Annotated in this window: 9 protein-coding genes; 2 read left to right on the forward strand and 7 right to left on the reverse strand. The window is 70.7% G+C overall.

The annotated features are described in order from the left end of the window. Positions 1–12: 12 nt before the first annotated feature. From priA to HUA75_RS24540, 3 genes are all read right to left on the reverse strand, one after another. Positions 13–2,406: a primosomal protein N' gene (gene priA / locus HUA75_RS24530; RefSeq protein WP_174462901.1), complete on the reverse strand. Its 2,394-nt coding sequence runs from the start codon at positions 2,404–2,406 to the stop codon at positions 13–15. Positions 2,407–2,619: 213 nt separating this feature from the next. Then, on the reverse strand, positions 2,620–5,676 hold the full coding sequence (locus HUA75_RS24535) for a sensor histidine kinase (protein ID WP_174487755.1): 3,057 nt from the start codon (positions 5,674–5,676) through the stop codon (positions 2,620–2,622). 156 nt (positions 5,677–5,832) lie between these two features. Then, complete coding sequence (locus HUA75_RS24540; RefSeq protein WP_174487756.1) at positions 5,833–6,384, reverse strand: GNAT family N-acetyltransferase; 552 nt, start codon at positions 6,382–6,384, stop codon at positions 5,833–5,835. A 128-nt stretch (positions 6,385–6,512) separates the two neighbouring features. Here HUA75_RS24540 and HUA75_RS24545 point away from each other — a divergent pair, with 128 nt between their 5' ends. Continuing rightward, positions 6,513–7,172, forward strand: coding sequence for an N-acetyltransferase (locus HUA75_RS24545; protein WP_174487757.1), 660 nt, complete (start codon positions 6,513–6,515; stop codon positions 7,170–7,172). A gap of 68 nt (positions 7,173–7,240) precedes the next feature. On the opposite strand, the gene HUA75_RS24550 is transcribed toward HUA75_RS24545, so the two are convergent. The 3 genes from HUA75_RS24550 to galU form a co-directional block, all read right to left on the reverse strand. Further along, positions 7,241–7,867: a glutathione S-transferase family protein gene (locus HUA75_RS24550; protein ID WP_174487758.1), complete on the reverse strand. Its 627-nt coding sequence runs from the start codon at positions 7,865–7,867 to the stop codon at positions 7,241–7,243. A gap of 182 nt (positions 7,868–8,049) precedes the next feature. After that, complete coding sequence (locus HUA75_RS24555; RefSeq protein WP_141648655.1) at positions 8,050–8,805, reverse strand: hypothetical protein; 756 nt, start codon at positions 8,803–8,805, stop codon at positions 8,050–8,052. Further along, positions 8,802–9,704 carry a UTP--glucose-1-phosphate uridylyltransferase GalU gene (gene galU, locus HUA75_RS24560; RefSeq protein ID WP_141648656.1) on the reverse strand — a complete coding sequence of 301 codons (903 nt, stop codon included), beginning with the start codon at positions 9,702–9,704 and terminating at the stop codon, positions 8,802–8,804. The genes HUA75_RS24555 and galU overlap by 4 nt, the downstream gene beginning before the upstream one ends. Positions 9,705–9,764: 60 nt before the next feature. Here galU and HUA75_RS24565 point away from each other — a divergent pair, with 60 nt between their 5' ends. After that, positions 9,765–10,616 (forward strand): hypothetical protein, encoded by an 852-nt coding sequence (locus HUA75_RS24565; protein WP_141648657.1) that lies wholly within the window; start codon positions 9,765–9,767, stop codon positions 10,614–10,616. A 3-nt stretch (positions 10,617–10,619) separates the two neighbouring features. On the opposite strand, the gene HUA75_RS24570 is transcribed toward HUA75_RS24565, so the two are convergent. Then, entirely contained in the window at positions 10,620–14,594 is a 3,975-nt protein-coding gene (locus HUA75_RS24570) for a lipopolysaccharide assembly protein LapB (RefSeq protein WP_174487759.1), read from the reverse strand. Between the last annotated feature and the right edge of the window lie 824 nt (positions 14,595–15,418).

Here is a 15,418-nt window from a genome sequence, read left to right on the forward strand (position 1 = left end):
GGGGCACCGAGTCTACAGCATGGCCCCCGGATCCACGTCGATCACGACCTTCACCGCCGAAGGAACGTCAACCAGGGCCGCCTCCACCCTGGCGAGCAGCGGGGCAAGCGCCACATGCGTCGGCCCCTTCAGGAGCAACTGCCAGCGCGTCTTGCCCCGGATTTTGGCGATGGGCGCCAGGGCCGGCCCCAGAAGCCGCACCCCCACCGACGCCGGAGGCATGTTCTTGGTGACGAGGTTCCCCAGGTGCCGGGCCACGCTGGCCGTCTGCTCCGGGTGCTCCCCCTCCAACCGGATGGACGCCATGCGCGCGAAGGGCGGATACGCCAGCGCCTTGCGCCACTCCAGCTCCTGCTGGGCGAACCCATCGAAGTCATGGGCCAGCACCCGCTTCACCGGCTCCGCGTCCGGGTTGTACGTCTGCACCAGCACCCGACCCGGGTCCTTGCCCCGCCCCGCCCTCCCCGACACCTGGGTCAACAGGTGGAAGGTCCGCTCGGAGGCTCGAAAGTCGGGAATCGCCAGGGAAGTATCCGCCATGACGACACACACCAGCGTCACGCCCGGGAAGTCGTGCCCCTTGGCCACCATCTGCGTGCCCACCAGCACGTCCAGCTCCCGCCGGGCGAACGACGCGAGCATCTCCGTCAGCCGCTCCGCGCTCGTCGCCGAGTCCCTGTCCAACCGCGCCACCCGCGCCGTGGGCATGCGCTCCAGCACCTCCGCCTCCACCCGCTCGGTGCCGATGCCCAGCTTCAGCATGGGGCCCGTGCACTCCAGGCACCGCTCCGGCACCGGCATCGCCAGCCCGCAGTAGTGGCACACCACCCGGTTCTGGGAGCGGTGATGCGTGAGGCACACGTCGCACGCGCTGCACTTGAGCGACAGCCCACACACCTCGCACAGGAGCACCGTGCTGTGCCCCCGGCGGTTCAGGAAGAGGATGACCTGCTGCCCTCGCCCCAGCGTCTCCTCCATCGCCGCCAGCAGCGGCGGACTCAGGATGGGCGCCTCCTCCGTCACCATGCCCTCGCGGGGCCGCTCCTGACGCAGGTCCACCAGCTCGATGGTGGGCATGGGCCGGTCATCCACGCGGCGCTTGAGCTCCAGGAGCCGGTAGCGCCCGCGCTTCACGTTCTCCAGCGTCTCCAGCGCCGGCGTGGCCGAGCCCAGCACCACCACCGCCCCGGCCTGCTTGCCGCGCACCACCGCCAGGTCGCGCGCCTGGTAGCGAAGGCTGTCGTCCTGCTTGAAGGACGGGTCATGCTCCTCGTCCACGACGATGAGCCCCAGGTTCTCCACCGGAGCGAACACCGCCGAGCGCACGCCGACGGCAATCTTCACGTCGCCCCGGCGCAGCGCCTGCCAGTGGAACAGCCGCTCCCGGTCCTTCAGCGCCGAGTGCAGCACCGCCACCTCCGCGCCGAAGCGGCTGCGGAAGCGCCCCACCAACTGCGGCGTCAGCGCGATTTCCGGCACGAGGATGAGGCTGCCCTTGCCCAGGGACAGCGCATGCTCCGCCGCGCGCAGGTACACCTCCGTCTTCCCGCTGCCCGTGACGCCGTGGAGCAGGAACGGCTGGAACACCCCTGTGTCCAGGGCCCCACGCAGCTCGACACCCGCCGCGTCCTGCTCCAGCGTGAGGCGGTCCGGCCGGCCCTGAATCAGGCCTTCCTTCACCCCCGCCTCCAGCTTCTTCTCGTCGATGCGAGCCAGCCCCTTCTTGGCCAGGCTCTTCAAGAGTTCTCGTGCGCCCGGGATGGCGTGGCTCACCTCCTCCAACGGAGCACTGCCCCCCACGGCCAGCAGATACGCGAGCACCGCGGACTGCGCATGCGCGCGAGCGAGCGCCGGCGGCACCTCGCTCACGAGCGCCACCGCGAACTGCTGCACGTCCGGCTTCGCTTCCTTCTCGTCCAGGGGCTTCGACAGCCCGGGAGGAAGGGCGCCGCGGATGACCTCGCCCAGCGGATAGCGGTAGTGCTCGGCCGCGAAGCGCAACAGCGCGATGAGGTCCTTCGGCAACGAGGGCGAGTCCTCCAGCACGCGCTGGATGGGCTTGAGCCGGACCTTCTCCCCCAGGGGCTTGTTCGCGGGCCCCAGGTAGAAGCCCAGCGCGGTGCCTCGGCCGAAGGGCACCAGCACGCGCTGCCCGGGCGCGAGCTGGCCCGTGAGCGCCTCCGGCACGGAGTACGTGAATTCACCCCGGACGGGGCGAGCAACGGCGACGGACGCCAGGACGGGAGGACTCTCGCTCACTGCGGGCGGCACTGTAGCGGCCTGTTCCGGTTGGGACAGTTCCCGGCGACGCCTCGCACCCGAGGTACGCACCGCCATGGAACCCGTGGTGGAGGGTGCCTCCGCCGCGCTCTCCGTCGGCTCTTCCCACAAGGGTCGCTGCTCCATGGCACTCCCTTCAACCACCGCCCCTGCCCCGTCCGTCCTGCTACCGGGAACCACAGTGCCAGGGCTGTCTGACATGGCCCGGCCCCCAGGTCCACGGCTCCGCGCGTGGGGCTCACGAGGCCACGGCGCCACCCCCGGGGGAGGCCTGCTCGCACGCCACCCGCCCGGGCGTGCGAAGGACGAACGCAAAGCACCGCTTCCGAACGAAGTCCGTCAGCGACGGCCCGACCACGGGCGCAACAGGCGACGCCAGCCCTCCAGCGGGTGGCGCAGGTAGGCACGGTCCGCGCGCACCGCGACGACGATTTCCGTGCCGGCACCTTCGCGGCTGACGATGTCCAGCCGACCGCCCACCTTCGCGGCCCGCTCCCTCATGCCGCGCAAGCCCCAGTGGCCCGCCCGGCCACCCTGGTCCAGGGTGGCGGAGTCGATGCCACTGCCGTCATCGCGCACGCACAGCCGCAACTCCGGGGGCTCGAACAGCAGGCTGACCTCCACCTCGCGCGCGCGGGAATGCACGAAGGCGTTGCCAATGGCCTCGCGGCCGATGCGGTAGAGTTCATCGGCGACCAGCGGTTCCAGCGTGCGCGCGGCGCCCTTGACCACCATGCGCAGTTGGGGCCCTTCCCGTTCGTCGAAGTCACGCATCAGCGACGTGAAGGCCGCGGCCAGGTCGTCCTGGCCCTGACGGGTGTCGCGCAACGCGCTGACCCTGTCGCGTCCCTCCGTCAGCATGTCGTCCGCCCGGTCCAACGCGCTCTGGAGCCCAAGGCGCATCTCTCCCGCCGGCAACCGCGACGTCACCACGTGGACGTTGAGCACGAGCGCCTGGATGCCTTGCAACAGCGTGTCGTGCAGCTCCCGGGCGATGCGCTCGCGCTCCGCGTGCCGTTCCTCCAGTCGCATCCGCAGCCGCCGCGTCACCTGCCACAGCCGCAAGGCATACAGGAGCCACAGGGCCACCAGGGTGCCCAGGACACACAGCGCGATGAACGCACCCGTCTGGAAGAAGGTCGGCTCGATTTCGAAGTCGAGCGTGGCGCCCTGCTCGTTCCAGACGCCGTCCTCGTTGGCCGCCATCACCTGGAAGCGATACGGGCCGGGGCCCAGGTTCGTATAGGTGGCCTCCCGTCGTTGGCCCGCGTCCTTCCAGCCGTCATCCACGCCGTGGAGCCGATAGCGGAACACCACGCGCTCCGGCATCCCCAACGCCAACGCGCTGTAGGCGATGCGCAGCTCCCGCGTGCGCGGCGGCAGATGGAGCGTGGGCGCCGACGCGTACGTCGCATCCCCTGTCGCCACCGAGCGAATCACGACGGGAGGCGCCACGGAGTTGCGCTGGATGTGGCTCGGGTCAATCCAACCCAATCCGTTGGCGGCGGCGAACCAGAGCCTGCCGTCTCCACCCTCCACCAGGGTGGGCAGTGGACGGACCTGCTGCGCGCCGCCCGGCATGCCGTCGTTCATGTCGAAGAGCTCGACGGGCATCGGATACGCCGAGTCCTTCAGCGCCCGCCGCAGGTCTTCCGCCGCGATGCGCACGCCGCCCGCATGGCCGTTGAGCCACAGCGTGCCGTCCTTCGTCTCCAGCAAGCCGGTGATGCCCGTCAGCGCCTCCGGCCGGGTCGCCTGCAACGGCCGGAACCGCTCACCATCGAACGCGGCCAGCCCCAACGCGCCGCCCACCAGCGTGGTCTCCCCCGGGAGGATGGCGGTCACCGTGCCCGTGCGCAGGCCGTGCGCTTCCGTGAACGTGCGGACCCGCGGGCCCTCCATGATGGCGAGCTGGTTGGCGCTGTAGCCGAACCAGACACGCCCCTGGCCATCGAGCACCGCGCGAGCAGGCGGCAAATCAGGGAGCGCCGCGATGCCGCCCTTCGGAGTCCACGTGTCGCCGTCCAGCCGGTACACCGTCGAGGCACGGAACGACACCCACAGCTTCCCCGCCGCGTCGCGCACGATGGCCTGGATGCGCTGCTCCTGCTCCTTCTCGGGGCGGGACAGGGACTCGATGCGGCCCAGGTTGAAGCGCCAGAAGCCCTCGGAGCCGCCCAGGAGGAGGCTGCCGTCCGTGTCCAGCGCGGTCGCGGTGATTTCACCTTCGATGCCGGGAACCAGGACCGGCTCGGCGTCCAGCCGCCACCACTTGTCCAGGGTCTTCAGGCGCGTCGCGCTGCCCGTCCACATCCCGCCGTCGCGGTCGGCGATGAGCGCGAAGTAGTTGACGTGGGTGGGGAAGCGGACAGCCGTCACATCGTTCCGGCGGAAGCGGTCCAGCCCCAACTGGGAACCCACCCAGATGTTGCCCTCGCGGTCCTCGAGCAGCGTCATCGCCGCGTCGGACGAGAGCCCGTCTCTCGCGCCGAAGACATCGCCCGTCACCACCCGGCGCTGGAACGGTTTGCCAACCGCGGAGGGCTTCGCGTCGCGACAGATGCCGGCATTGACGCAGCCACACAGCCACATGGCGCCGTCCCGGTCGAACAGCGTGTCCTGGGAGGTCGCCCCCTGGAAGGGACTGACGGGAGCGGAGCCCGAGGGCTCGGGCAGACCCGGGCCGCGCAGGGGACTGAACCCCTGGTCGTCGGCCTTCCAGAAGGTGCCGTCATGAACCAGCCACATTCCCCACAGGGTGGGCCCAGGCGTCTCCACCCGCTCGAAGCGGCGAGCCCCCGGACGAAGCACGTACGTGCCACCGTCGCCCGTCACCCACAGTCCGCCGCTCCGGTCCCGCGTGAGCGCGTTCCAATAAATCCGGGCCAGCCCCCAGCCGAGGTCCCCGGGTGACCACGCGCCCTGCTCGAAGACGTAGAGCCCCTGAGGGGTGATGGCCCACGGACGCCCGTCCCCATCCTCCTCGAAGGTCTCCACGGGCGAGCCCTGGGGCAAACCTCCCGGGAAGAACTGGAGAATCTCCCCGGACGCCTTGCGGACACTGGCGCCGCCGAAGGAGTACGCGACCCAGAGGTCCCCGTTCGTGGTGGCTTGCAACACGCTGATGGAGCGCGACGCGGTGCTGTCCGGGGGCAACAAGTCGTGACGTTCGAACCGGACACCGTCGAAGCGGTACAGGCCCGACGCCGTCCCCAGCCACAGCCAGCCGTCGACCGTCTGGGCCATGGCCCAGATTCCGGAGGGGGCTCCATCCTTCTGCGTCCACGCGGTGTGGTGGAAATCCCGGAGCGTCGTCATCCGGGCAGGAGGCTCGGCGGACGCGATTCCGGGTCCGCCCAGCACGAGCGCGAGCAGGAGGCCGCACATCAATCCCATCCGACTTCCACTTCCGACCAGGCCCCGAATGGCCCGTCCTCGCCCTTGCCACGTTCGAACGCACATCTCGCGGGCCACCATAGAACGAGTCCCCGCATCATGGCGCCGCCGAGCAGGCGAGTACGCACGCGTCCAAGCAGCGCGGCGCACGAGTCCTCAGTCCACCATCACTCGCGGGTCGAGCCACAGCGCACAGCGCCGCTCTCGCGGCAGGCCGGCCCTCGCTTCGTGCTCCAACACTTCCTTGAGCCGGTCATCCAGTGCGTCGTCCGGAATGCGGGTGAACCCGAGCCCGACATAGAAGGGCTCGTTCCAGGGCACGTCGCGGAACGTGGTCAGGGTGACGGTGGACAGACCCGCCTCGCGGGCATGCGCGGCGGCGGACCGGAGCAACGCGCGGCCCAGGCCCCGCCGCTGATGAGAGGGGTGCACCGCCATCTGCCAGACATGCAGCGCGGAGCCCACCGCCTGCGCGGTGAGGAAGCCCACGACGCCCGCTTCCGCGTCCCGGGCCACCCACACCGTGCGCGCCAGGATGAACGGGCGGTGGTCGGCCTCCTCCATGACGTCGTCGTCGGCAATCCAGGCCAGGTCGTCGAGCTGACGGAACAGCTCACCAGAGGCCCGTTCGAGCGCGGCGAACCGCGCGCCGTCCTCCAGCGTGGCGGGGAGGATGGCGACGCGGGAGTGGGAGTCGGAGGAAGACATGGGCATCGGCTCGACGGCGCGCGCCCGACGGCAGGACCTCGGTCGGAGTTCAGCGAGGCGCGACTCGCGCGGGTCATTGTCCGCGACACGGGCGGGCATGCCCAGGGTCGGTCTACAGTTGCTCCATCATGACGGTGAGCGTCCAGAACCTCGGGCCGGAGTTGCTGGAGCAGGTGGGGCCGCTGTGCGCACGGGCCTTCGATGACTACCCCTTCCTCGCGGAGCTGTTTCCGGGCCCCTCGGAGAAGCGAGCGCGGGTGGCCTCGGCCTTCTACGTCGCCACGGTGCGCGACTGTCTGGAGCATGGCGTGGTGCATGCCACCGTCGAGGACGGACGGCTGACGGGCGTGGCCGCGTGGCTGCGGCCGGGGGCTTTTCCCCAGTCACTCGGCAGACAGGCGGGCTTCCTGCCCACTGTCTGGGCGGGCCTGCGTCACTTTCCGGGACGCGCGCGGCTGGCGCTCCAGGCGCTGGCGAGGCTGGAGCGCTACCACCCGCACACGCCCACCCACTGGTATCTGGCCACCATCGCCGTGGACCCGGCGCATCAGGGACGCGGGCTGGGCGTGCGCTTGATGCGCGCGGGCCTGGCGCTGGCCGAGGAGACGCGCGCGCCGTGCTTCCTGGAGACGGCCAAGGCGGCCAACCGCGACTGGTACCTGGGCTTCGGCTTCGACCTGCAGCGCACCGAGCCGTGCTTCGACGGAGGACCGCCCCAGTGGTTCATGTGGCGTCCCCCGGAGGCGCGCTCCGGCATGGGGCCCGAGGAGACGGCGCGCACGGCGTAGGCCGTCGGAGCACGGGCCCGCGCACGACGAGCGCGTGCGGGCTTGTCCCTCGCCAACACGGACGAGGCCTATCCGTGGGCGACCTTCTTCCACGAGGGCCGGCCGCCGATGCGCTTCCACCACGCGGCCACGCTCGGGTGCTTGTCGAACAGTCCCTGCTCACCGGCCGCGACCAGGAACTCCAGCTCCGGCATCCACGACACGTCCGCGAGCGAGAAGCTGTCTCCCGCGAGATAGGGCTGCTTCGCCAGCATCGGCTCGAGGATGCCGAACACCTTGTCCACGCCCGCGCGGCCCTCCTGCACCCGGGACTCATCCGCGGCGCCGCCACCCATGTGTGGCTTGAAGACGCGCTCCCAGATGACCTTGAAGGCGGCGGGGCTGAAGTAGCTCTGCTCCACGCCGATGAACTGCTCCATCAGCCCATAGGCATGCGGCTGGGACGGCGTGAGCGAGGCCCCCGGCAGCTTGCGGTCCAGATAGCGGATGATGGCGCGCGACTCATAGAGGACGAAGCCGTCGTCGTCCTCGAAGGCGGGCACGACACCGAAGGGATGGCGCGCCAGGTGCGCGGGGTGCTTCTGCTCGCCCTTGCCCAGGTCCACGAGGACGAACTGCGCCTCATGACCCTTCTCCAGCAACGTGGTGAGGACCTTGCGCGTACAGATGCTCATCGGATGGCCGTAGACCTTCATGTGCATTCTCCCTCTGTCGGCGTCCAGGGCCGCGAAGGCCCCGGCCGGGCGGCGCGACTCTTCATCGCGCCCCCTGACGTCGCAAGCGAATGAGGAAGGAAGGTCCGCGCCGTGAACACCGCCGCTCCACCGCCGTGACGCGTCAACGCCCCGGCGGAAGTGTCGGCGGTGTTCCTGTGTGACTACGGCGTGAAGAGCTTGTCGGGCACCGTGGCCCGGGTGTCGCCCTTCAGCGCGGTGAAGCGCACGACGCGCTGGTCACCGCGCCACACCTCGATGCTGCGCGGCATCGCCTCACCCACCGCGGGCGAGTTGTAGTCCAGGAAGCGCACGTCCCACGCGACCTTGGCGGAGTCCGTGTATCGCAGCCGCGCGGGGCGGAAGGAGTCCTTGTACACCCAGAACTGGGGACGCCCCTCGGCCTGGTCGCCCAGCACATACGCGACCTCTCCACTGAAGCGCGCCAGGCCCGTGCGGGACGTGTCGACACCCAGCCCCTGGAGGTACTGCTGCACCGACTCCTTGAGCTGCTGCACCGGCCCACCGCCCGCGGCGAAGAGCGGGCACACCTGCGCGACGAGCACGGAGAGCGACGGGATGTCATTGCCCTCCAGCCGGCGACGCCCCGCCACCTGCACCACGGCGGTGCGCGCGTTGCCGTCCGGCACCGAGGCCTCGAAGCGGCAGCGGCCCGGCATGCGCAGGTACAGCACGCCGTCGCCCTGCACGTCGGGACGGTCCGTCGCGGTGCCCAGCGCCGAGCCCGCCTCCTTCACCCCGGGGCCACTGAAGCTCAGCGAGCCTTCCACTCGCAGCCCGGAGAGCTTCAGTTCGTCCCGCTCCCCCACCATGCGCCGGAGGATGGAGCCTCCCGGCAGCACGTAGGCGGCAGCGGTGAAGGACAGCAGGACTGCGACGAGTGCGACGATGCGCTTCACGGCTTCTCCGTCTTCACGACCTCACGCATGTACTCGAGCAACCCGCCCCGCAGCTCGGGGCGCTTGAGGGCGTAGGCGATGTTCGCCTTCAGGTATCCCACCTTGTCGCCCGCGTCATAGCGCTGACCCTTGAATTTGTACCCCAACAGACCGTGCGACTGCTGGAGCGTGGCCAGGCCGTCGGTGAGCTGGATTTCCCCGCCCACGCCCGGCGTCTGCTTCTCCAGGATGGGGAAGATTTCCGGGGGCAGCACATAGCGGCCGATGACGGCGAGGTTGGAGGGCGCGGTGCCCTTCTTCGGCTTCTCCACCACGCGGTCGATGCGGATGACGCCGTCACCCAGGTCCGTGCCGGCGGCGATGCCGTACATGTGCGTCTCGTCATCGGGCACTTCCATCAGCGCGATGACGGCCTGGTTGTGCTGGCGGAATACGCGAGCGAGCTGGCGGATGCCCGGCTCCTCGGCGTCAATCATGTCGTCGCCCAGCAGCACGCCGAAGGGCTCGTTGCCGATGGCGCTCTTGGCGCACAGCACCGCGTGGCCCAGGCCCTTGGGCTCCTTCTGGCGGATGCTGACGACCCGGACCAGGTCGGCGATGGCGCGCAGCTTGTCCGCGTCCGCCGTCTTGCCCCGGGCGCGCAGCGTGGTCTCCAACTCGAAGGCGATGTCGAAGTGGTCCTCGATGGCGCCCTTGCCGCGACCATTGATGAGGACGACATCCTCGATGCCGGCGGACACCGCCTCCTCCACGATGTACTGGAGGGTGGGAGTGTCGACGATGGGCAACATCTCCTTGGGCACGGACTTCGTGGCGGGAAGAAAGCGCGTGCCCAGCCCGGCTGCCGGGATGACACACTTACGGATAAGGGGCTCTGCCTTCGGTGCGTTGGCGGACATGGGGCCAGGGAATCTATTGGCGCCCACCCACCCCATCAAGCTGGTTAGGATGATGGCCCCATGTCGCTCCGCCCCGTCGTGCTGCTGTTCGCCGTGTGTGTCTCCACCGCCGCCCTGGCCCAGCCCTCGGAGGACCTGAGGGACGTCATGAGCGCACGCGCCTATGGCATGGGCGGCGCCTACCGCGCCCTCGGCCTGGGCACGGAGGCCATCCTGGGCAACCCCGCCGCCATGGCCCTGTATCCGGCCTACCGCGTCGAGGGGACAGCGGCCTGGGACCACCGCATCAAGGAGGGCGTGCTCGGCGTCTCCGTCATCGACGGCGCCACCAGCAAACTGGCCATGGGGATGGACTACCACTGGGTCAGCCTGGGACGCGGCGGCGCTCGCACCACCGCCCATCTCAGCTCGCTGGGCGTGGGGTTTCCATTGACCCCGGGCATCCTGATTGGTGCCGCGGCGCGCTACCTCCGGATGAGTGGCATGGACCGATATGCCAACTCGGTGACAGTCGACACGGGCCTGCTGTTCCGGCTGTCCCAGTCACTGGTGGCCGGGGTGTCCGGACACAACCTCATCAACACCAACAACGTGGAGCTGACGCGGTACTACACGGGTCATCTCGGCATCAACTCGGGGATGTTGACGGTGGCCGGTGACGTGCGCGCGGACTTCGAGACGAACGACAAGACGACGCTCACGTACAGCGGTGGCCTGGAGTACATCCTCGGGATGCAGGTTCCGCTGCGCGCGGGCTATTCGTATGACGGCTTCACGCGCACGTCGCGGCTGAGCACGGGCCTGGGCTTCATGACCGAGACGGGCGGCGGTCTGGACTTGGCGTACCGGTACGAGATGGGTGGCGAGAAGAGCCGCATGCTGGCGCTCACCATCCGCATGCAGATGAACTGAGCTTCAGCGGGGAGCGCGCAGGGAGAGGTAGCGCTCGGACGCGGCGAAGCGCAGCAGCTCCACCAGCTCCGAGTCCTGCGAGCGACGGGAGCGAATCACCGTCACCGCCGGCCCCACACCACCGCAGGCCACCAGGCCCGCGCGGTTGGCGGAGTCTCGCGCGGCGTCCGCGAGGGACGAGGCGTTGAAGTCCCGGGTGCCGGAATCCAGCAGCTCGAGGGTGCGCTCCAGGGCGCGCGGGGACAGCGTTTCGCGCACGAGCCGGGCGTCCGCGCTGGAGTCCTTCGGGTTCTTGAGGACGGTGGACAGCAGGGCCAGGGCGCGCAGGAGCTGGGCGCCCTTGAGCGCGCGCAGGGCGAGCAGATCGGGTGACAGCGACAGCAGGGCACGGCCTGCGTGGAAGCGCAGCTCGGCGGCGGGCAGGGCCTGGCGAATCACTGCGCGGCCCACGAGCAGGCGAGGCTTGTCGGTGTGGACGGCGGTGAAGGGCGGACCATCGTCCTCGGCGAGCACGAGCTCCGGCAGGTTCACCGCGAGCACTCGCGCGGAGGTGTGCAGGGCGTCGAGGACGGCGGGAGCGCCCGGGCCCGCGACGGCGCGCAGGGGTTCGGAGGCGTCCGCGGCGCGGCCCTGGGCGGGGAAGAGGCGACAGAGGGCGATGCCCGAGCACGCGAGCAGTTCACCCGAGGAGGTCCGCAGTCCGGGGTGACGCAGGCCCGCGCGCTCGTCGGCGGTGAGGGAGGGCCGCTGGAGTCGAGACACGGGGACGTCGCGGCCGGCGAGGGCCTCGACGATTTCGCGCATGAGGGCGGCACGCGGGGCGTCGCCTCGGGTGTCGAAGAAGTCGGCGAGGTTCGCGTAGGAGACGGTGTCGAGGGGGCGCTCGCGGAGCTGGCGGAAGACCTCGGGCTCGGTGTCGGCTGGTGGAGCGGGCTCGGGGACGACGATGGGGTTCTCGCGCGTCTCGGCGGCGCCCACGGAGGGACGCTCGGATTGCGCGGGGGGCTTCGAGATGAAGGTGCGGCCCGGCGCGGGACCGGCCGAAGTGCCCTCGGGGCGAGAGCCACGGAGGACGCGGCGCACGGGGTCCATGCGTCCCGGCGGGGCTTCCCAGGAGATGACTCGCGTCTCGGGGACGGACGCGGCATCGAGGTCCATGGGCTTGCCGCTCATGAGGTCGATGGCCTTGCCGCCTCGGGGGGATTCTGGAGGGCTCGCGGGACGCGAGGTGCCCTGTGCGCGCGCGGGAGGAGCACTGTCGGCCGGAGGGGCCGGGGGCGCGGGGGGACGCTCAGCGCGAGGTGCGGGGGCGCGCGGTGGTGGGGCGGCGGGGGCTTTTGCTTCGGCGGGCTTGTCCGCGCGCACGGGGACATTCGCGCCGAAGGCCACCGTCGACCCCGACGGCGCGGGTCTGTCGAGCTCCGGGCCCAATGAGCCCAGCGGATCCTCGCGCGACCCTTGCGCGCGACCCGGTGCGCGCGCGGGTTTCTCGGTGCGCGCGGCGGGCTTCTCGGCGCGCGCTCCCGTGGCCCCGGCAGGTGCCGGATTCTCGGCGCGTACGGCGGGTTTCTCGGTGCGCGCTCCCGTGGCTCCGGCTGGTGCCGGATTCTCGGCGCGTACGGCGGGTTTCTCGGTGCGCGCTCCGGTGGCCCCGGCAGGTGCCGGATGCTCGGCGTGGTAGCCCTCGCCCTGGGCAGGTGCGGGCTTCTCGGTACGTACGGCGGGCTTCTCGGCGCGCGCTCCCGTGGCCCCAGCAGGTGCGGGCTTCTCGGCGCGTGCGCCATCGGCCCGATAAGACGCGGGCCTCTCGGCGCGGGCACTGGACGCGACGGGATGCTCGGTGCGTTCGCCGGACGAGGCAGGCTTCTCGGCGCGTGCGCCGGACCCGACGGGCTGCTCGGTGCGTTCGCCGGACGGGGCAGGCTTCTCGGCACGCCCGCCAGACGCGGCGTGCTTCTCGATGCGCTCGCCGGACGCGACAGGCTGCTCGGCGCGGCCGCCAGACGCGGTGGGCTTCTCGATGCGTTCGCCGGACGCGACAGGCTGCTCACCGCGTGCACCAGACGCGGCGGGCTTCTCGGAGCGAGAGCCCTCGGCCCGAGCAGGTGCTGCCCTCTCACCCCGGGCGCTCGCTGCATCACTTTGCGCGGCGGCTGCACTCACAGGCGCCGCCAACCTCGTGCCTTGCTCAGCGACAACCCCCGACACGGAGGAAGTGCCAGAAGGCGGCGGCGACTTCTCCGCGCGCGCTCCTCCTGCACTGCCCTGCGCGGTGGCTCCACCTGCGAGCACAGGCCCCTTCTCACCGCGCGCGACCGAAGCGCCTTGCCCTCCTGATGGCGATCCGCCCCGCTCCTCGCGAGCGTCGGACGCGCCACCTCGAGCAGAAGCGGCCCCCTGAGGAATCGTCGCCCTCTCTAGCCGCTGAGCCGCGCCCGGTCCCTTGTCCCCGCGCGCCGCCGAAACACTCGCAGCCACGGAGGCTTGTGAGGCGCCGCCCTTCTCACCACGCGGCCCCGATGAACGCTCCGAGCCTTCGACCGCGGCCCCACCAGGAGAAACACTGGGGTCGGAGGTCGACGTAATCTCTTCGGACAAGTCATCGCGCCCTGCCGCGACAAGAGACGTCGTCGCCACGGGCAACGGAACGAGCGGTGACTTGGGTCCGCTCGGCTCACGGCGAGGTGTCGCGCTGCGAGGTGGTTCGGGGGGAGCCGCCTCCCGCTCCTCACGCGCGAGCCTCAGCCCTTCCGCGCGCCTTGCATAGACCTGCGCGCGCTCGGGATTCCGGAGCGACTCACGCCACATGCGCGCCAGCCTGTCCCAGGTCTGCTCGCGTTCGAGTTCGTCCTCCGTCGCCGTGGCCGCATTCTCAAGCGCCCAGGCCGCCTCACCCTTGTTATCGCGCGCAAGCAAACGCTCCACGAGCAGCAGCCACGCTTCCTTGTGCCCTGGCTCGAAGCGCACCGCCTGACGCAGCTCGTTCAGCGCGGCCTCGCTGTCTCCCGACGACTCCAGCGTGGCCACCAACTCCAGGCGGGACTGCCGCGCGACGGGCCCCCGCGACTCTCGCGCAATCTGGGCGCGAAGAAGCTGCCCGAGCGCCGCCATGTCCCCCAGCTCTCGCGCGAGCCACAGGAGCCGCTCGCGGGCCTGCTCACTGTCGGGAATCTCGATGAGCACCTCGCCCCAGGCCCACTGAGCCAGGCGCGAATCATCGAGCTGTTCCTCCGCCGTACGCGCGAGCACCCGGAGCGCCTCCGCGCGGTCAGCCGCCCGGCGCGGCGTGGTGGCGAGCACCGAGCGAAGGCGTGTCGCGATGACTGAGCGCTCCGCGTCCTCGACGCACAGCAGAAGGCCCGCGAGCGCGGGAATCAGCCCCGGCACAAGCGCCTCCGAGGCCTCGAAATCCGCGCGGGCCTTCTGCGGCTCCCCCATGTGGAGCCAGCGCTCTCCTCGGGTCAGCAGGGCCGTGGCGCGTGCGCGGCCCGTCTTCGCATGCTGAATCGCCTCATCGAGCGCACGCCGAACCAGCGACGCGTCGTCACGCGAGGCCAGCAACCGCACCTGCTCACGCAGCGCGGCCCGGTCACCGGTCAGTTCGACGATCTCCCGGTACATGCGCGCCGCGCCAGCGGGGTCCTGGAGCTCGGTCTCCATCACCTCCGCGAGCCGCGTCAGCGCCTCCGCCCGCGCCACGGGGTCCTTCGCACGGTCCGCGCGCTTGAGGTACAGCTGGGCCAGTTCACGCCAGGCCCGACGCGCGACGAACTGCGCCTCCAGCTTCTGCGAACGCGCCAGTTCCTCCGCGTCCTCGCCAGGAGTGGACTCCACGGGCCCAGGTCGCCCCGTTCGGGACGGCGGCACCGTGGCGGGGCTGCCCATGTTCCGGGGCACGGGCTCCGCGCGGACCGGTGCCGACATACCGGGCGGTGCGCCGCCCAGTGCGGCGAAGAGGTCGGCGAGAGGAACCTCCATCGTCTCCGAACGCGGAGCCTCTTCAGCTCTCGTGATGGATGGCGCTGGCTGCGCCCTGGAGCGAGCGGGCTCCGTGCCCACCGGGTGAAGCACGGGGGGCGGGCTGGAGGGGGCGGGCTTCCCCTTCGAGGAGGGGCCTGGGCTCACAGCAGCGGAGCGCGCCGGTGGCGGCGCCTCCTGAGGGGACACATCCCAGGGGAAAGCCAGGTCTTCGACCCTGACCGCCGGCATCTCCACCTGGGTCTTCGCGTGGAGGTCGGCTTCGGTCGGGGACGCGTCCGCCATGGCCCGAGTGGCCCCAGGGGCCGCATCCGCCGGAGGAACATCCTCATCGCTCGACACGGCACGAGACGACGAAGCCACCTCATCAGTCAGGTTCGCGCCTGACGGGGACGGACTTGAGGAAGCCACCGTGTCAGCGCGGCCCGCGCTGGACTCGGCATCGAGAGGCAGAGCCAATGCATCGGTCCGACTCACGCTCGGTTCGGTACCGACAGGCAAGGCCAACGCATCGGTCTGGCTCGCGCTCGGCTCGGCGTCGATGGGCGAAGCCGTCGGAGCGGTCAACTCCAAGCTCGACGCGACCTGTGCCGAGGCGCGTCCTACGCGAGGCTGTGCATCACTTGATGCCGTGCGGGCTGGCGAAGCGACCGAGTCCGTCGGCTTCGCACCCGCCACGACCTGATGCTCGGGTTGCCCTGCCACTGCGCGTGCCTTCGTTGCGACGGCGGCACTACTCGAGGAGGTGGGGGAAGACACCTCCGGCAGAGGGGCTTCCACTTCACTCAGCCCGACACTCGATGCGGCTGCGGTCGGCAAAGCGT

Origin of the sequence: Myxococcus sp. CA040A (assembly GCF_013336725.1) — a bacterium.
GTDB classification, from domain to species: domain Bacteria; phylum Myxococcota; class Myxococcia; order Myxococcales; family Myxococcaceae; genus Myxococcus; species Myxococcus llanfairpwllgwyngyllgogerychwyrndrobwllllantysiliogogogochensis.